Source organism: Janthinobacterium sp. BJB446 (assembly GCF_002735655.1).
Taxonomy (GTDB): domain Bacteria; phylum Pseudomonadota; class Gammaproteobacteria; order Burkholderiales; family Burkholderiaceae_D; genus Janthinobacterium; species Janthinobacterium lividum.
In genome coordinates this window covers 1,179,614-1,196,889 of the sequence record NZ_PDZK01000001.1, presented here as the reverse complement: position 1 = coordinate 1,196,889, position 17,276 = coordinate 1,179,614, and the positions used below count along the sequence as shown (strand labels likewise).

At 61.5% G+C, this 17,276-nt stretch carries 14 protein-coding genes; 8 read left to right on the top strand and 6 right to left on the bottom strand.

Features of this window, described 5'->3' with window-relative positions; all coding sequences use genetic code 11:
* Positions 1-37 precede the first annotated feature (37 nt).
* The 3 genes from CSQ92_RS05390 to CSQ92_RS05380 are packed head-to-tail and all read right to left on the bottom strand — an operon-like array spanning position 38 to position 2,339.
* Positions 38-1,018 (bottom strand): FecR family protein, encoded by a 981-nt coding sequence (locus tag CSQ92_RS05390; protein ID WP_099393448.1) that lies wholly within the window; start codon positions 1,016-1,018, stop codon positions 38-40.
* A gap of 8 nt (positions 1,019-1,026) precedes the next feature.
* Entirely contained in the window at positions 1,027-1,602 is a 576-nt protein-coding gene (locus CSQ92_RS05385; RefSeq protein ID WP_099393447.1) for an RNA polymerase sigma factor, read from the bottom strand.
* The gene (locus CSQ92_RS05380; RefSeq protein ID WP_143450286.1) at positions 1,599-2,339 is read right to left on the bottom strand and encodes a hypothetical protein; all 741 of its coding nucleotides are present in this window, start codon (positions 2,337-2,339) and stop codon (positions 1,599-1,601) included. Before CSQ92_RS05380 ends, CSQ92_RS05385 begins: the two co-directional genes overlap by 4 nt.
* A 209-nt stretch (positions 2,340-2,548) precedes the next feature.
* Here CSQ92_RS05380 and CSQ92_RS05375 point away from each other — a divergent pair, with 209 nt between their 5' ends.
* From CSQ92_RS05375 to CSQ92_RS05345, 7 genes are all read left to right on the top strand, one after another.
* Complete coding sequence (locus tag CSQ92_RS05375; protein WP_099393445.1) at positions 2,549-3,565, top strand: M14 family zinc carboxypeptidase; 1,017 nt, start codon at positions 2,549-2,551, stop codon at positions 3,563-3,565.
* Entirely contained in the window at positions 3,562-4,368 is an 807-nt protein-coding gene (locus tag CSQ92_RS05370; protein WP_099393444.1) for an alpha/beta fold hydrolase, read from the top strand. Before CSQ92_RS05375 ends, CSQ92_RS05370 begins: the two co-directional genes overlap by 4 nt.
* Positions 4,359-5,402: a serine hydrolase domain-containing protein gene (locus CSQ92_RS05365; protein WP_099393443.1), complete on the top strand. Its 1,044-nt coding sequence runs from the start codon at positions 4,359-4,361 to the stop codon at positions 5,400-5,402. The genes CSQ92_RS05370 and CSQ92_RS05365 overlap by 10 nt, the downstream gene beginning before the upstream one ends.
* 374 nt (positions 5,403-5,776) lie before the next feature.
* A complete protein-coding gene (locus CSQ92_RS05360) occupies positions 5,777-8,566 on the top strand; it encodes a TonB-dependent receptor (RefSeq protein ID WP_180276941.1) in 2,790 nt (929 codons plus the stop codon).
* A 74-nt stretch (positions 8,567-8,640) separates the two neighbouring features.
* Complete coding sequence (locus tag CSQ92_RS05355) at positions 8,641-10,632, top strand: S9 family peptidase (RefSeq protein WP_143450285.1); 1,992 nt, start codon at positions 8,641-8,643, stop codon at positions 10,630-10,632.
* An 86-nt stretch (positions 10,633-10,718) separates the two neighbouring features.
* Positions 10,719-11,630 carry an EAL domain-containing protein gene (locus tag CSQ92_RS05350; protein WP_099393440.1) on the top strand — a complete coding sequence of 304 codons (912 nt, stop codon included), beginning with the start codon at positions 10,719-10,721 and terminating at the stop codon, positions 11,628-11,630.
* Positions 11,627-11,926, top strand: coding sequence for a hypothetical protein (locus CSQ92_RS05345; RefSeq protein WP_099393439.1), 300 nt, complete (start codon positions 11,627-11,629; stop codon positions 11,924-11,926). Before CSQ92_RS05350 ends, CSQ92_RS05345 begins: the two co-directional genes overlap by 4 nt.
* An 82-nt stretch (positions 11,927-12,008) precedes the next feature.
* Here the strand turns inward: CSQ92_RS05345 and CSQ92_RS05340 are convergent, their stop codons facing one another.
* The 3 genes from CSQ92_RS05340 to CSQ92_RS05330 form a co-directional block, all read right to left on the bottom strand.
* Positions 12,009-13,121, bottom strand: a complete 1,113-nt coding sequence (locus CSQ92_RS05340) for a fimbrial protein (RefSeq protein ID WP_180276940.1) — start codon at positions 13,119-13,121, stop codon at positions 12,009-12,011.
* A gap of 90 nt (positions 13,122-13,211) precedes the next feature.
* Positions 13,212-14,327 (bottom strand): fimbrial protein, encoded by a 1,116-nt coding sequence (locus CSQ92_RS05335; RefSeq protein ID WP_099393437.1) that lies wholly within the window; start codon positions 14,325-14,327, stop codon positions 13,212-13,214.
* Positions 14,324-17,086 (bottom strand): fimbria/pilus outer membrane usher protein, encoded by a 2,763-nt coding sequence (locus CSQ92_RS05330; RefSeq protein ID WP_257219236.1) that lies wholly within the window; start codon positions 17,084-17,086, stop codon positions 14,324-14,326. The genes CSQ92_RS05335 and CSQ92_RS05330 overlap by 4 nt, the downstream gene beginning before the upstream one ends.
* Here CSQ92_RS05330 and CSQ92_RS29295 point away from each other — a divergent pair.
* The gene (locus CSQ92_RS29295) at positions 16,970-17,266 is read left to right on the top strand and encodes a hypothetical protein (RefSeq protein WP_257219245.1); all 297 of its coding nucleotides are present in this window, start codon (positions 16,970-16,972) and stop codon (positions 17,264-17,266) included. The genes CSQ92_RS05330 and CSQ92_RS29295 overlap by 117 nt on opposite strands.
* The last annotated feature ends 10 nt before the right edge of the window (positions 17,267-17,276 follow it).

Here is a 17,276-nt window from a genome sequence, read left to right as displayed (position 1 = left end):
AATAATATGAAAAAGTTGCGTGGCAGCCGACACGCCATCAGCTGAGCAGCACGATGCCGCCCGGCAGGCTGGTCATTTGCGCGCCATACAGGTCGCGTATCATCGCCAGCGCGCCATCGGTTTGCCCGATGGAAAAGCGCATGCGCACGAGGCGGCGGCCCAGCTCGGCATTGCGCAGCACCACCCGGCCGGGCCGGTAGCGGTTGATTTCATCGACGACATCGGCCAGCGGCTTGCCGACAAACGACAGCGCGCCCGTGCGCCACGCGTTCGCTTCGCCCTTTGGAGCGGCCGTGGCCGCCTGCACGCCCCGCTCGTCGTACACCAGTTGCTGTCCCGCATCGAGGGTCTGGCGCCGCTGTTGCCAGACCACCTCCACGGCGCCCGCCAGGCAGGTGACGCACACGGCGTCGTCCGTGTGGCGCACATTGAAGCGGGCCGACTGCGCCAGCAAGCGCCCCGCGCCCGCCAGCACCGACACGGGCTGGCGCGCGCCGCTGGCGAGGATTTCCGCCTCGCCGCCCAGCAGTTCGATCGCTTCCGGCGCCCGCACATTGATGCGCGTCTGCGTATTCATCTGCACCGTCATCTGCTGCGACAGGGCCACTTGCCGCTGTTCGCCCGTGCCCGTGCGGTAGTCGGCGCTCAGCTCCTGCAGCGAAGGCCAGGCGCCCAGCGGTGGACGCAAGGCCAGCACGGCCACGCCGGCCGCCAGCGCGCCACCAAGGAAAGCCCGCCGGCCGGGGCGCGCCGGGAACGCCAGCACGGCCGCCCCCTGCGGCGCGGCGGCGGCGCGGGTCAGGGCGGGGTCCAGTGCCTGCCACACTTGCTTCAGTTCGCGCCAGGCGCGCGCATGGTCGGGGCTGCGCGCACACCAGGCGCGCAAGGCGTCGGCGTCGGCCTGCGTAAAATCGTCGGCACGCAGGCGCGCCCACCAGGCGGCGGCTTGCTGGCCGATGTCAGCATCGCTGTCGGCAGTATGGGAAGGGGCGCGTGGATCGCGGTCAGGAGCAGTCATGGGATTCATCAATATTTACGCCGGCCCGACACATCGCTGCGCTGGGCGGCATCGGCGCCGGCCATGCACGTTTTACAGTGTTGCATGGCGGCCTGCAATTCTTTCTTCACCATCGCCACGGAAATGCCGAAGCGCTCGGCGATTTCCGCGTTGAGCATGCCGTCGATGCGCGCCGCCGTCAGGATGGCGCGGCGGCGCGGCGACAGGCCCGCCAGCGCAGAGTCGAGCGCCTGCACGTCGAGCCGGGCCGAGACGATGCGCGCCGGGTCACTGATGTCGTCACCGGCCTCGTCGGCCATGTGCATCAGCTCTTCGCGTTCGCGCTCGGTGACGATGATGCGGTCGCGGCGATACGCATCGGTGGCGATATTGGCCGCCATGCGCAGCAGATAGGCGTCGGGATTGTGGACGGGCGCGGCGGCGGGACCAGGCGACACCATCGCTTCGAGGCGCAGCCAGGTTTCCTGCAGCGCATCGGCCGCATGGTGCTTGCAGCCGACCACCCTTTCGAGGCGCCAGCGCAGCACGGCATAGCGCGCACTGAGGTGGCCTTTGAGCTTGGTGCGCAGGTCGGGCATGCTCATGGCGCGTTTCTACCCGGCGCGCCAGCGGTGCAATCGACTTCGCTGCCCGGCCCTTGCGGCAGCAGCAGGATGGAAACGGGCTGCGGCATCGACGGCAGCGGCGCGGCGCCCACTCGCATGCCCAGCACCACGCGCGCAATGGCCGTATCGCGCGCGCGCAAGCCCGTGCTGTCGAGCAGGTGTACCCGGTCCACCACGCCGGCGCGGTTCAGATACAGCTGCAGCGCCAGGCGGTAGCCGCCGGGACGCGTCTGCGCCGCGCGGCACAGCAGCCCCAGCAGCACGTGCTGCAAGCGACTGACATAGGCCGCATGGTCGCCGCCGCCCTGCGTGGCGCCCGGTATGTCGGCGGCGGCCACGATGTTGACTTGTGGCAAGTCAACAGCGGTGGCTGAAGCGCCGGCCGGCGCATACACGATGACGGCTTGCGCATCGGACAGGCGCGATTGCAGGCCAGTGCCTTCCAGCAAGGCTTGCAGGGCCGCGCCGGCCGCATGGGGGCCGCGCACGGCGGCCGACTGGCGCTGCGCGTAGTGCTGGTCCATCAGCACGGCGATGCCCGTGCGGCGGCTGTACAAATCGAGCGCATCGCCGAGGTTTTGCGCGGCGATATCGAACTGCAGCACGGTGCCATCGGCCGGCTGCGCCCGCACGGGCCCCACCGCGGCCAGGAAACCCAGCAGTACCAGGTATCCCGCCAGCGCGAGCACATGAACGGATGCCGGGCTGCCTGTCATATCGCTATCGTGTCGCTATCGTGTGAGGGTGGAAATAGGCGGAAGCGAGGTCTTGCCAAGTGATAATTCTTGTATCAACTGCAATAGCCTACACATAAAAAATGACGGCTTCGTGACATGGCCGCCGCGTGCAAATTTCGCCATGCGGGACGTCGGGCGCGGCGCTTATTTCGGCTACACTGGCTGCTACTCTCCCTTTCAGACGCCTGATGATCGAAAAGAATCTGCCCGAGCTGGTCATGCTGAAGCGCCTCATCGACGAGGGCGGCAGCCACCTGGAAGTGGCCGCGCCCTGCAGCATCGCCATGGATGGGCGCGAGTTTCCCGTGTACTCGATCGCCATGGGCAATCCCAGCCCCGACGTGCCCGTGCTGGGCTTTTTCGGCGGCATCCATGGCCTGGAACGCATCGGCACGCAAGTCATCCTGTCTTTTCTGGAAAGCCTGGTCGCGCGCCTGCGCTGGGATGCCACCCTGCACCAGCAGCTGGAAAGCATGCGCCTCGTGTTCATGCCGCTGGTTAATCCGGGCGGCATGTGGCAAGCCACGCGCTGCAATCCGCAGGGCGTGGACCTGATGCGCAATGCGCCATTGAGCGCGCGCGAAAAAGTGCCGTTCATGCTCGGTGGACAGCGCTACAGCGCCCGCCTGCCCTGGTACCGCGGTGCGGCGGATGGCCCGATGGAAGTGGAAAGCCAGGCCGTGTGCGACCTGGTCGAGCGCGAACTGCTGTCGCGCCAGTTCAGCATCGCCCTCGATTGCCATTCCGGTTTCGGCTTGCGCGACCGCATCTGGTTTCCCCATGCGCATACCAAGGTGCCCATAGCCCACCTGGCCGAGATCGGCGCGCTGGAAGAACTGTTCAGCCAAAGCTACCCCAACCACAACTATGTGTTCGAGCCGCAAAGCCGGCAATACCGCACGCATGGCGACCTGTGGGACTATCTGTACCTGAACGGCACCAGCTACAGCGGGCGCGTGTTCCTGCCGCTGACCCTGGAAATGGGTTCCTGGCTGTGGGTCAAGAAAAACCCGCGCCAGCTGTTCAACCGGGTCAGCATCTTCAACCCCACGGCCGCGCACCGCTTGCAGCGCGTGCTGCGGCGGCACCTGGTGTGGTTCGATTTCCTCATGCGCGCCGCCAGCAGCCACGGCCGCTGGATGCCGGAAGGCTTGCTGCGCAAGGCGCAGCGCCGGCGCGCGCTGGCGCAATGGTACGAATCATGAGCGGATCGTCCACCTGGGTCCTGCTGCGCGGCCTGATGCGCGAACAGCGCCACTGGGGAAGCTTTCCCGCCACCCTCGCGCGTGCCCTGCCCGGCGCCAGCATCGTCACGCCCGACTTGCCCGGCAATGGCACGCGCCACGCGCACGACAGCGCCACCCGCGTGGCCGCCATGGTGGAAGACTGCCGCCGGGAGTTGCTGGCGCGCGGCATCCCGGCGCCTTACCACGTGCTGGCCCTGTCGCTGGGCGGCATGGTGGCCGTGGAATGGGCCAGCAGCTACCCGCAGGAAATCGCCCGCTGCGTGCTGGTCAACACCAGCATGCGGCCGTTCAATCCGTTTTACCGGCGCCTGCGCTGGCAAAACTACGGCGCCCTGCTGCGCCAGCTGCTGCTGGGCGATGCAAGCAGCCAGGAAGCGCTGATATTGCGCCTGACGAGCCGCAGACATGCACATGGCAACCCCGCGCTGCTGGCCGATTGGCTCGGTTACCAGCAGGAATATCCGGTCAGCCGGCGTAACGCGCTGCGCCAGTTGCTGTCGGCCGCCCGCTACCGCGCCCCGGCAATCCGCCCGGCCATGCCCGTGCTGGTGATGGCCGGCGCGCTAGACCGACTCGTCGACCACCGCTGCTCGCAGCGCCTGGCGCGCGCCTGGCAGGCCGATTGCCTGATCCACCGCGATGCCGGTCACGACCTGCCGCTCGACGAGGGGGAATGGCTGGCACAATCGGTGGCGCGCTGGCTGGGCGTGGCAGCAGCAGACAATGACAAGACAAGCACGGCACCATCATCATGCAGATAAGCACCCACACCGACCAACTGACAGCGCTGGTGGAAACCGGCGTGCACGAACAGATTTTTCCGGGCGCGGCCTGGGCCGTGGGCACCCTGGATCACCACGTCATGGGCGCGGCCGGGCGGCTCACGCCCGAACCCGCCAGTGCAGCGATGCAAGTCGACACCTTGTTCGACATCGCCTCGCTGACCAAGATCATCAGCGTCTGGCCGCTCATCGGCAGGCTGGTGAAGCAGAAACGCCTGCGCCTTGACAGCCGGCTGGCCGACGTACTGCCCGGCACCCAAGGTTATGCACTGGCGCCCATCACGATTTTCCAGCTGCTGACGCACACGGCCGGCTTGCCGCTGCGCGCCCGCCTGCGCGCCAGCTATGGCGAGGTGTACGACGATATCGTGCGCGGCGTGCTACGCGAACCGCTGGAAGGCGTACCAGATCAAGCTGTCGAATACACGGACCGCGCGGCCCTGATCCTCGGCCTGGTCATCGAGCGCCTGCTGGGCATGCCGCTGGACGTGGCCCTTGCCGAGCATGTGCTTCAGCCGCTGGGCATGGCCGCCACGGGATTCGGTCCTGTGGCGACCCGGCACGGCCAGCTGGTCGCGCCGACCGAGTATTGCGAGCAGGCGGGCGCCCACCTTGCCGGCGTGGTGCATGATTTTTCGGCCCGGCTGCTGGGCGGCGTGTGCGGCATCTCCGGCCTGTTTTCCAACGTGCCCGACCTGCAGCGCTTCCTGCAGGCGATGTTGGCGCCGCGCCAGCACGGCGGCGTGTTTGACGCCGATTGGCTGAAGGAATCGCTGACGGTGCGGACGGGCGAGCTGCAGCCGTCGCGCGGCCTGTTCTGGCACCCGGCGGCAGGCACGGGGCCAGATGACGACGTCTGGTGCCATCTGGGCTTCACCGGCACGGCGATGTGGCTCAGCCCTCGGCGCGGCCGCTATGCGGTGCTGCTGACAAACAAGCTGTATTACACGCGCGACTCCGCCAGGATCAACGAACTGCGGCGCGACTTCATGCGCGGCGCGTTCGATCTCTGAAACCGGAACTGGCGTACACGCAGGCGCCCGGTCGCAGCTTCTCCTGCGCAGCATGGAGGACGGCACAACGCACACGCCCCTCTCCCTCCGCTCCCTGACGCCCCCATCCACAGGTTTACTACCCTATCCGGCGGTCCAGCGGACCCCTGTTGTATTAAGAATTTCACGGAATGCTTTAGGACCAGTCCTATTTTTTCAGCTTTGCCCGCTCGGTATATTTGAAGTTGCTCATTGAGAAAAATACAATATTTCGATGAGCACTAGCCGCTGATGCATCAGGCCACACCGGTGCCACACCAGGCACCATGCGGCCAGGCGGCGAGTCACGTTATTGGCAACCACAACAATGGCTTCATATAACCAAAGAGGGTGCAATGTTACTCAACGAAAAAAAAATCGTCGTACTGGTCCGGCTGGCGCTGGCAACAGCCGCCAGTTTCAGCATTGCGGGGCAGGCACAGGCGCAGCAAACAGATGCGGGTACGCCCGCCTTACAAGAGGAAAAGCAGTCAGACAATCAGGCAAAAGCGGCTGAAAAAGCCGCCCCGCAAAGAGTCTACGTCACGGGCTCGAACGTGCGGCGCATCGAACTGGAATCGGCCTCTCCCGTGCAGATCATCACGCGCGAAGAACTGACGCGCGGCGGCGCCACTTCCATCAACGAGGTACTGCGCACCATCTCCGCGAATATGGGGGGGGTCAATGAAAACAAGACCAACGGATTCACGGCCGGTGCCGCCGGCATGAACCTGCGCGGCATCGGCAGCCAGGCGACCTTGATGCTGATCAACGGACGCCGGTTGGCCGCATATGCGCAACCGGACTTCCAGACCACCTTCGTCGATCTCAACTCCATTCCCGTCGGTGCCGTCGAGCGCATTGAAATCCTGAAGGATGGCGCCTCGGCGATCTACGGCTCCGAAGCGATGGCCGGTGTGATCAACATTATCCTTCGCAACAGTTACGAAGGCCTGGAACTGAGCGGTTCGCTGGGCCAGTCCAGCCGCAACGATGGCGAAACGCAGCGCGCCACCATCACCTTCGGTAAAGGCAGCCTGGTCAAGGATCACTTCAACGCCTATGCCACGCTCGACATGCGTTCGCGCAAGGAAATGTATCTGCACAAGCGCGACGCCTACCTGGGTACGGATGATTTGCGCGCCTGGGGCTACAAGGATAATCGCACGCTTTACACCTACCCTGGCAACGTTTTCTGGACCGACAAGGCGACTGGCCGGTATGTGATACGTACCCTGGACAGTCAATGTCCGGCGGACCGGCTGGTGCCGGCATCGTCGATTCTGGAAGCGAATGCCATGGGGCAAGCCTGTGTCTTCGACAATGCAAAAGACAGCACTATCAACGCGGGCGGCAAGACGGATCGCATCGGCCTGACGAGCAGGATTACCTGGCAGGCAAACGCCAGCACCACCGTATTCGGCGAGTTCATGTTGAACCGGAACACCGCGACGGTGACCGGCATCCCGCACTGGTTTGCAGGCCAAAATGGCCAGCCGACTCTTAGCCTGCCCATTACCCACCCGCAATACCCGAAAGAACTGATTGGTCCGGACGGCAAGACCCTTGCCGGCGGCAATGGCACGTTACGAGTGCGTGCCTCGCTGCGCGATTTCCCTTCCCAGGGCATGAAGAATACGACCGATTTCAGCCGCTATCTGGCAGGCGTCAAGGGCGACTATAAGAACTGGGATTGGGAGACGGCCATTCTTTTCACTGGCAGCAAAGTCCAATCCCACAATAGCAGCGCCATTCTGACCGCGCCCCTCGCCAAGGCCTACGAGGAAGGCCGCTTTATTTTTGGCGGCGGCAGCGCCAACGAGTCGCTGTACCGCACGATATTAAGCAGCTCCGACAGTACATTCAAGTCGTCCCTGGCACAAATCGACGCCAAGGTTTCCGGCGAATTGTTCACGCTGCCCGCCGGCGCCGTGGGTGTAGCGCTGGGTACGGAATTCCGACGCGAATCGCTGATGACCTCGCCCGACCCCCGCTCCATTGCTGGCGAACTCTTGCATCAAGCGCAATCGCCTCCTGGCATAGCGAACAGCCGCCATATCACCTCCGTGTTTGGCGAAGCCACCATTCCTCTGGTAAAGAACCTGGAAGCGAGCTTGGCTGCAAGGCATGACCGCTATTCTGACTATGGCAGTTCGACGACGCCAAAGCTGGGATTGAAATGGTCGGTCACGCCAGCATTCATGTTGCGCGGTACGTATGCGGAAGGTTTCCGTGCACCCACGCTGGTAGAAAATTCGACCGATATACGCAATGCCTATCTCACGTACAAGGATCCGGCCCGCTGCAATACCAATTTTAAGTTGGGCTGCAACAGTAACTTTTCGTATCGCAGCGGGGCCAACAAGGATCTCAAGCCGGAGACGGCAAAAAGCGTCACCCTTGGCATGGCCTGGGAGCCCAGCAGCGCATTCCTGAGCACGCTCGATGTGTGGCAGATCAAACGCGATAGCGAAATTTCCACCTTGGACCTGTCGAAAGTGCTGGATAATCCAGCGGCCTACGCCAACAATTCCGCCGTGTCCGTCGTACGCGCACCGCTCTCGTCCGCCGATCAACTGGCAGGGGCGACTGCGGGCGAAATCACCGCCGTTACCATGCTACTGACCAACTTGGCAGTGACACAGGTCCGCGGCCTGGACTTGAAGATGGTGGGCCGGCTCAACCTGGGCGAATACGGCACCCTGCATCCACAGCTGAACCTGAGCCATACCCATTCATACCAATATGCGGCATCGCCGGACGACAAACCGGCTCAGCAGGCTGGTCTCGCAGGAGTTCCTACCGTGCAGGGTAATCTGGGCGTGGCCTGGAAAAAGGCCGCCTACCAGCTGTCGGCGGATGTGGATTTTATCGGCAAGATGTCGTCTTTTACAGACCGAAGCCAACCATGCAAACTGGCAACAGAAGGTTATCCCGCCTTGTGCAAGGGCATCGCCTCTTTCACCGTCTTTAATCTGGGCGGCAGCTATTCCGGCTTCAAGAACACCAAGCTGAGTTTTGCGGTGCGCAATGCCTTTGACCGGAAATCGCCATTCTATCCACATTACGGCAATAACTTCATTTCCGGCCTGCATAGTGCAATGGGACGCTACGTCCAATTGACGGCCGATTACACCTTCAAGTAAGCCATGCATCAGGCCGCGCCAGTTTCTCTGGCGCGGCCTTGCCTGCCCTTGCCCCATTTTTCATGGAGATATAAGTGAAACACACTCCCACTCTCACCCTGCTCGCCTTGCTGCTCACCGGAGCCGGCATGCATACCTGCCCGGCCCACGCCGGCGAGACGATTCCTATCGCGGACTTCTTCAAGAAAAGCGAATTTAGCGGCAGCCCCGTGCTGTCGCCTGACGGACAGAACCTTGCCGTGCTCACGCCTCGCAACGGACGCTTTGTGCTGGCCATTATCAACCTCGAGACGCGCGCCTCCACTGTCGTTGCCTCCGATCCGGATTGGGATGTCGCCAGTCCGCTGTGGGTAAACAACCAGCGCCTGGTATTCAGCATCAGCAAGGGCAGCAGCGAAGTAATGGAAAAACAGACGGGCGGCGGCTTGTTTGCCGTCAACCGCGATGGCAGCGCTTTCCGCATCCTGGTAGCCAGCGTCAAGGACGCCATCAGTACCGGCAAACCCTACAAACCGGTGCGGGTATTGAAGCGGGTTGGCGACGACAGCAACGACTTGATTGTCTCCAATAACGAGCGCGGCCGCGGAGCCGACCTGGGCGCCAGCGACGTTTTTCGCCTCGACACGACTACTGGCCGCAAAACCTTGCTGACGTTTCACAATCCCGGCGCCGTCAGCAGTTGGCAACTCGATCACGCCAACGTGATCCGCGTAGCCTCGGCATTGACCGTGGAGCCGGGTAGCAAACGCATCAAGCAGACTGTCTACCATCGCGAAAGTGAATCCGCGCCGTGGAAATCCATACACCAGGCCTATCTTGACGAAGGCAAGGAAATGACGCTGCTGGGTTTTGATTTCGACAACAAAACCTTGTTTGTCGGAGGCCGCTTCAATGGCCGCGACAAGGCCGGCGTGCATATCTGGAACTTTGCCGATAACAGCGCTGGCGAACTGATTGCCGAAGATGCGCAGGCCGATGTCGACGATGGCCTGTTGTTTGACGTTGCGCGCAAGAAAATCATCGGCGTACAGGTGGATGGCATGAAAACGACGAAGCACTACTTCGATCCGGAATATGCCCGCCTGCAGGCGTCGTTGAACGCCAGCTTGCCTAACGAAGAGGTCAATTTCCAATGGCGCGGCGACCACGCGGTCGTCACCGCCACCAGCGTCAACAATGTGGGCAAGGTATATCTGTTCGATACCCACAAGAAAACGCTGGAATCGCTGTACAGCATGCAGCCCCTTCTGGACGGCAAGAAGCTTTCAGAACAAAAAGTGATCTCATACCAGGCGCGCGATGGACTGAACATTCCCGCCTACCTCACCTTGCCGCAAGGACGCCCTGCCAAGGCGCTGCCGCTGGTCGCCTACATCCATGGCGGACCGCATGCGCGCGATCATTTCGGCTATGACGGGCTGACTCAAATGCTCGCCTCGCGCGGTTACGCCGTGCTGCAGCCGCAATTTCGCATGTCGACGGGTTTTGGCTGGAAACACCACACGGCGGGCTGGAAGCAATGGGGCCTGGCCATGCAGGACGATATTACGGATGGCATCGAGGATTTGGTGAAGCAGGGCATCGTCGACCGCAAGCGCGTATGCATCATCGGCGCCAGTTACGGCGGTTACGCCACCATGTACGGCCTGGTGAAAAACCCGGATCTGTACAAATGCGGCATCAACTGGGTAGGCGTTACGGATGTCAAGATGCTATTCACCGTCAACTGGTCCGACATGTCCGGTCCGGTGATGGACGACATCGGCTCCAAGATGCACGGCGATCCGAAAACCGATGAAGCGTATTTCCAGAAAGCCTCGGCCATCGGCAATGCGGCCAGCATCAAGGCGCCCGTGCTGATGGCCTACGGCAGCGAAGACGTGCGCGTGCCGCTGATACACGGCGAGAAAATGCGCGATCAATTGCGCAAGCAAGGCAATACCGTCGAATGGATGGTGATGACGGGCGAGGGACATGGCTGGGCCAAGGAAAGCAATCAGATTCTGTGGGGCGAGAGCGTATTCCGCTTCATCGACCGTTATATCGGCCCAGGCGCGGCACGCTAACGTCGGGGCTTTTCAGAACAGTCCGATTTTCCCTGAAAGTCGGACTTCCTATACTGCATCCATCTTAAACTGTCGGGAAAATCGCCATGAGCGCTGCCGTGTATGCCCTTCCATCCATCACGATGAGACAGCGCCTGCCGGCGCGCCCCTTCGCAATGCCCGGCAACGGGCTGCAAGAAAGCAGAAAAATCCCGCAAGCGACCAGGCACCATCCATCTTCCCTGCCCAGCGACGCGGACGTCATCCATGCCATCCATTCGGGTGAGGGGCTGCGCGTCGTCTACCAGCCCCAGTATGACTTGCACAGCCGGCGCGTTGTCAGCGCGGAAGCGCTGCTGCGCTGGAACCATCCACAGCATGGCAGCGTGCCGCCGTCGGTACTCATTCCCATGGTGAACCGGCTCGGCCTGCATCTGCCCCTGTTCGACCTGGTCGTCAAGGAAGTCATCGCCATGTTGCAGCACCTGCGCCGTCAAGGTGGCGACGTGCCGGTTGCCGTCAACGCCTCGATCGATACCGTGTGCACGCCCGGCATGGCCGATCTGCTCGCCACAAAAATGTGGGATGCCTGCCTGCCGACGCGGCTGCTGAAAGTCGAAGTCACCGAAGACTTGCCGGTTCTCGACGAACTGTGCCTGTCGGCTTGCCTCAACACCTTGCGGGCGAAGGGCTTTCCCCTGTCGCTCGATGATTTCGGCGCCGGTTCCGCCACCTTCAACGTCCTGTTCAAGATGCCTTTCGATGAAGTCAAGATCGACGGCGCCTTCATTCGTGACATGGAAACCAACGCCCATTCGCACGCCATCGTCGCCACCCTCATTTCACTGGCACAAAGACTCAACCTCAAGCTGGTGGCCGAAGGCATCGAGAACGAATCGGTGCTGGCGGCCTTGCTGGGCATCGGCTGCCATATCGGCCAGGGCTATGCGCTGGCGCGCCCAATGGAGCGCGAAGAGTTTATCCGGCGTCAACTGACCAAGCCCGTGGCAATAGCATGAGCGATCTGATGCAATTCCCGCATAGCTTGGTCGTCGATGCAATTGGTACCAAGACGGGAGTCCACACACATGACAGCACAGCGCTCGTCGAGCGGCTCTTGACATACATGGGCCTGCGCAATGACGCCTGCTTAGCGCGCGAGCTGGGAGTGCCCCCCTACGCGGTCAGCAAGCTGCGAACAGGAAGTAGTGCGGTCGATACCGACATGCTGATACGCATGCACGAGGCATCCGGCCTGTCCATCGGCGAACTACGGGCACTTATCGTCGTCCACACGCGTCACTTACACACCTGAGCTACTGGCACCACACCGCCAGTTGGCAACGGCGTGAACCGCGCGTAAATTGAGCGCCCGGATGGCAACGAGCACGCAAACCCTACTGATAAGTCAGGCTGTAGGTCGCCACGGCATTAGCCCAGCCGGGTGTGACATTAGTCGCCGTTTGCAGATAGCGCGCGCCCAACTTGATGCTCACCGAGGTGGTATAGACCTTGAGATTGGGCACGCTGATATCCTTGGACAAGATCCAGGGTTGGCCAGATGCGTCGAGCAATTGTACCCCCACACCGGTAGCGGTCCATTTCTGCGCCGTCAGGCCCAGCACGCCTTTGCTAGCATCGATAGCAGTTTCCCCCGGCGCTATGCGGATCTTGACATTCACCGGCAAAAAAGAAGGAGCTTGGATAATGCCATCTTGTGAAGAGGATGGCGACGCAGCAGTGGTTCCAACATTAAATCTGCCAGGAAAACCAGGGCAGTCGGTCAAGCGGACCTCGAAAGTGACCGTCGGCGTAAAGGATCCGATCCCTTTCAGGGACGATACCTTATGACGGCTCAACGGCACGCTGACATTGGGAGTCGTGCAGGTTTTGCTGACAACCTGGATACTCCCTCTCAAGCTAAGCGTAGCGAAGTTCACTTCATTGCCGCCATCAAATTTTGCACTGTACCTCACCTGGCCTAAATCGCTTGCAAGTATGACTCCCGCTCCCACTGGTCCAGTCTTGACCAGAATAAACGCCGTTGCCGGTGAGAACTTCAACCAGTGGGTGCGACACGAAGTACGGTTATTCATCCCGCTGCACAGATAGTGCAAGCCGACGAAGTCTCCATTACCGCCCAAGAGATATTGCCCGCGCCCGTCCCACCACATCACACCGATGCCAGGTACGCCAGTTGCGTAGATCCTATTGCCTGGAATGGTATCAACACTTGCACCAATGTCTGCGAGCCTGCCGCTAGTCCTTCCTGATAAACGCCGCGCGTCGCATTCAATCTGCACACCGCTACCGCTTTGAAGAAAAACCTGTTGGTAGAGCCAGCTACCAACAGGCAAGTCGCGCGGTACGACAAGGCTGCCGATCTGCAGCGCCATTGTTCCGTTAAAAGGGCCGCCTACGGCAAAACATCTGGGCGCAGCCTGGGCAGGTCGCGGCGCCGCGCACAGTATCAGCACAGCTAGCAAGAAAAGCACTCCACGGATGTGCATGGTTTCTATCCTCGGTAATGTGCGCAACAATTTGCTTGTGTTTGCTGGCCGCGGCGGCCCCAGCCGCATCAGCCTGACGGAACCGAAGTCCTACTGATAGTTCAGGGTGTACGTCGCCACGGCATGGGCCCAGCCGGGCTTCACCTCGGCCGCCGTTTGGAGATAGCGTGCGCCGAACTTGATAGTCAGCGAATTGGAATTGCCGTTGATATTGGGTACGCTGACATCCTTCGACAAAGGCCAAGATTTGCCTGATTCGTCAAGCAGTTGTACACCCACTCCAGTGGCGCTATACTTCTGCGCCGTCAGACCCAGCACGCCATTGCTGGCATCGATCGCAGTGTCCCCCGGCACTATCCGGATGGTGAGTTTATTCTGCACAAACTCAGGGCCTTTGATAACCCCGTCCTGCGAAGAGATTGGCACTTTATCTTTATTAAATGTGCCGGGAAACCACGGACAATCGGTTAAGCGTATCTCGAAGCTGACCGTCGGCGTGGACTTTCCTATTCCCTTCAAGGGCGTTATCATTCTTCGGCCCATTGGCACATTGACATCGGATGTCGTGCAGGTTTTGCTGACAACGCTAATACTGCCTGTCAGCCTTAGTGAAGAAAACTCCACATCACCGCTACCCGCAAATGCCGCACTAAAGCTCACCCGGCCCAAATCGCTTGCCTGTATGACCCCCGCTCCCACCGGCCCGGTTTTTATCAGTGTCATCGACGCGTAATCTGGCACCTTCAACCAGTCGGTAGTACATATATAATTATCGGAGCTGTTGCAGTCAACGTCTGATGCGTTTCTTAATTCCGTGTCATTTAACCATGAACGTCCGCCCCACCACATCACGCCGATACCTGGTACGCCGGTAGCATAGACGAAGCCGGACGCATAGGCCGGAAGCGCAGGATTTTTGATGACACTGCCGCCGACGCCGAAAACTTTTGCGCCTTGGCTACCTATTGTGCGCCCCCTATCGCATCCCATCCTCACGCCGTTACCGGTCTGCTGAAAATACTGTTGATAGAGCCAAGTACCGACGGGCAAATCACGCGCCACGGTAAGGCTGCTGACCTGCAGAGGCATCGCTGCCACAAAAGGGCCGCCATAGGTAACACAGCTTGTGAGTGCAGCCTGGGCCAGCCGTGGCGCGGTGCACGCCAGCAGCCCGGCCAGCAGGAAAAGCAGTCTACGGATATTCATGGTTTTCTCTTTCGGGTGATTTTCATAGCGGTTTCATCATGTTGGCTGGCTGCGTCGGCCATGTGCATATCCCGGCGTGGCGACCGCGCCGTCAAAAGTTCAGACGGCACCTGTACATCGAGACGCTGGAAGCCGGCCTCATGGCGCCAGTTGGCGCCACGGATCGACGCCAGTACCTGCTGACACGGAAGCAGCAATTGCTCTTTGGACAGCTGCACGCCATACTCCTGCAAATCCACCGTGCTCATGCAAGGCGCCGGGCGTTGTTCTCCGTCCAGCGGCAGGAACGCAACATCACGCCGTTCCATGCGCTTGCCATTGACGAAGATGTCGACCGTATGCGTGCCGCCCAACAGTTCAACGTTGCGTTCATCGTCGGACGCCGCCTGGGCCGTGATCTGGTCAGGCGCACACACGGCAGCGGCTTGCTGCAATTTCCCGCGCTCGCCCTGCAACAGCGCTGCGGCGACGGGCACAGTGCAACGCTCGTGCGCCTTCCCGCCCCAGGTAATCGACAACTGACGGCTGTTTTCCTTCAGGCGCGCATACAACTGCCCATCCTGGCCCACCATGCCCACGGACTGCCCTTGCTCATCCTTGACCGTGGCGCCAAACGGCAGCGCGTCGCCGCCCGGCAGGCGCACCTGGAACAGGACCGCGCGGCCTGTGTTGGTGCCATATTTGAGGAAGACCACGGCGCCATCGCGCGGCGCCACCTGCTGGCTTGTTTCGCGCATTTCCACATCCATCGACGAGCCCACGGGATCGATCGCCACTTCGTTCAGTTCATATGGACGCAGATACGGCACCACCGCATTGCCGCTGGCGTCAAGCCTGAGACCCGGATAACCGGCCACCTTGGCGCCTGCGGCGCCAGGCGCGTGCACCACGGCCATGGTGTCACCGCGGTGCGGCGACAAGGTCACGCCACCAGGATGGGCCACCACGCTGCCGTTCATGTTGAACGAGGCGCTGGTATAGTCCTGGCCTCGCCCCAGGGTGGCGCCGGCAAACGCCCGCGCCCCCGTGTACTGGCCATTCAGCGTCCCACTGCTGGTGCCGCTTATGCCGTCGCGGCTGACCGACGCGCCGTATCCATACTGGCGATCCTCGCCAGCCGTGCCGCTGACGGTGGCCAGCTGGCTGTAGCGGCCATCGGCGTTGCGTGACAACTGTGCCGACATTTGCGGCGCGTCCATACCTGCGCTGCCACCAAGCGGCAAGTTGACGGACAGCAGCAAGCGGTTTTCCATGCCGCCGGACGACATCCGGCTGCGATTGGCGCTGATGCCGTAGCTGATGCGCCCCATCCGCTTGTGATAGCTGAACTGGTATTGCAAATCCTGCCCTTCCCGGTTCCAATAGTTTTGCGTATAACCGCTGATGCTTAGGTTGCCCCACTCGCCCAGGCTCTGGTCGGCCGTCAGCGACAGCCGGTTGCGGGGGCGATCCAGCATGTTCGTGGCATAGCCCTGCCGCTCGGCATCAAGCGCCTGCATAGCGTTGGCGAAATCCAGGTAGCCGCTGGTGGAAAAACGGTAAGCGGCCATCGAAAAGTTACTGCCAGTGCTCAGGATATTCTTGTTGTACGACAGACGCAGACTCTGGCCTTTTGCTTTCTCGGCATCCACGGCTGTCTGCGCATGGCTCAGATCGACGGACATGGCGCCGATCGGCGTGGCAAATGCCATGCCGCCCAGCAGCGCCAGATAGTCCGCGCTGGCTTGCACGCCGCCATAGCCGGTCATGCTGTTATTCAAGCCGTACTGCAGGGTGCCTTGCAGGAAATGCGCTTGCCGGCCCAGATAATGGCTGCGCGTCACGCCAGCCGTCGCGCCGAAACGCAGAGCACCCGGACGCAGCAGCTGCGTCACGGCGGCATACGGCACCACAAAGCGCTGTTCGCTGCCGTCCGCTTCGGACACGGTCACGTTCAGGTCGCCGCCGTAGCCAGTGGCGTAAAGGTCGTCGATGACGAAGGCGCCTGGCGCCACCGTCGTTTCCAGCAAAATATTGCCTGCCTGGCGTATCGTCACGCGGGCGCTGGTGCGGGCGATGCCGCGCACCACGGGCGCGTAGCCGCGCAGCGAGTTCGGCAGCATACGGTCATCGCTGGCCAATTGCACGCCGCGGAAGGACTGGGTGTCGAAAATCTCGCCACTGGTATTTGAGTCGCCCAGGGTCAGCTGACTTTTAAGCGGGATGATGTCGCGCCGGGCATAGGTATCGAGCACCTGGTACTGGCTGCCGCCGGTTTGCCGCCAGCTCAACGCCCCCTTGTGGCGCAAGCGCCACGCGCCGATGTTGAAGCCGCCATCAAGGCCCAGGTAGGCAGAACTGTATGCATCACCGCGACTCTTGCTGTAATTGCTGTTGAAGTTATAGCCCAATATGCCGGACGTGACGCCGCTATCCCACAATTCCGGGCTGACATAGCCGCGCGCATCGCGGCGCAGCGAAATCTGCGGAATACTGATGTCGACTTGCTGGCTCTCCGGCACGAAGGTGGCGGTCGCATTCTCGATCAGCTTGCCCAGTTCGGCACAGTTGTCCGCTTCCAGCAAGGCCGTCGCTTCCGGGGACAGACGAGCCATGTCGACGCCAAGCAATTCAAGTAGCTTGCGCGATACGCACACCACCGGATGGCTGCCATCGTCATTGGCGTGAATCCTGATATCCTGGCGGTTTTTCAGCTGGCCGTTGAGTGCGATATCGGCACGGTAAGTGCCTGGCAAAACAGGATTTCCTTTTTGATACACCGCCAGATCCAAGCCGCGCGACCCTTCCGGCAAGAACGCACCATTGAACTCGACCTCACCGGCGCGCACGGTCGGCGTGACCAGGGCACAGGAACTCAACGCCACCAACCTGACTATTGTGCACGCAAGCGTACTGGCGACCGGACGATAACACTGCGGCCGCTGATAACGGATACGTAAGCGAGCCGGT

Coding starts and splice junctions, on each gene's coding strand:
- CSQ92_RS05340 (WP_180276940.1), bottom strand. CDS start 13,121: ATGCACATCCGTGGAGTGCTTTTCTTGCTAGCTGTGCTGATACTGTGC.
- CSQ92_RS05390 (WP_099393448.1), bottom strand. CDS start 1,018: ATGACTGCTCCTGACCGCGATCCACGCGCCCCTTCCCATACTGCCGAC.
- CSQ92_RS05350 (WP_099393440.1), top strand. CDS start 10,719: ATGAGCGCTGCCGTGTATGCCCTTCCATCCATCACGATGAGACAGCGC.
- CSQ92_RS29295 (WP_257219245.1), top strand. CDS start 16,970: ATGGCTGCCATCGTCATTGGCGTGAATCCTGATATCCTGGCGGTTTTT.
- CSQ92_RS05365 (WP_099393443.1), top strand. CDS start 4,359: ATGCAGATAAGCACCCACACCGACCAACTGACAGCGCTGGTGGAAACC.
- CSQ92_RS05375 (WP_099393445.1), top strand. CDS start 2,549: ATGATCGAAAAGAATCTGCCCGAGCTGGTCATGCTGAAGCGCCTCATC.
- CSQ92_RS05360 (WP_180276941.1), top strand. CDS start 5,777: ATGTTACTCAACGAAAAAAAAATCGTCGTACTGGTCCGGCTGGCGCTG.
- CSQ92_RS05335 (WP_099393437.1), bottom strand. CDS start 14,327: ATGAATATCCGTAGACTGCTTTTCCTGCTGGCCGGGCTGCTGGCGTGC.
- CSQ92_RS05370 (WP_099393444.1), top strand. CDS start 3,562: ATGAGCGGATCGTCCACCTGGGTCCTGCTGCGCGGCCTGATGCGCGAA.
- CSQ92_RS05385 (WP_099393447.1), bottom strand. CDS start 1,602: ATGAGCATGCCCGACCTGCGCACCAAGCTCAAAGGCCACCTCAGTGCG.
- CSQ92_RS05380 (WP_143450286.1), bottom strand. CDS start 2,339: ATGACAGGCAGCCCGGCATCCGTTCATGTGCTCGCGCTGGCGGGATAC.
- CSQ92_RS05345 (WP_099393439.1), top strand. CDS start 11,627: ATGAGCGATCTGATGCAATTCCCGCATAGCTTGGTCGTCGATGCAATT.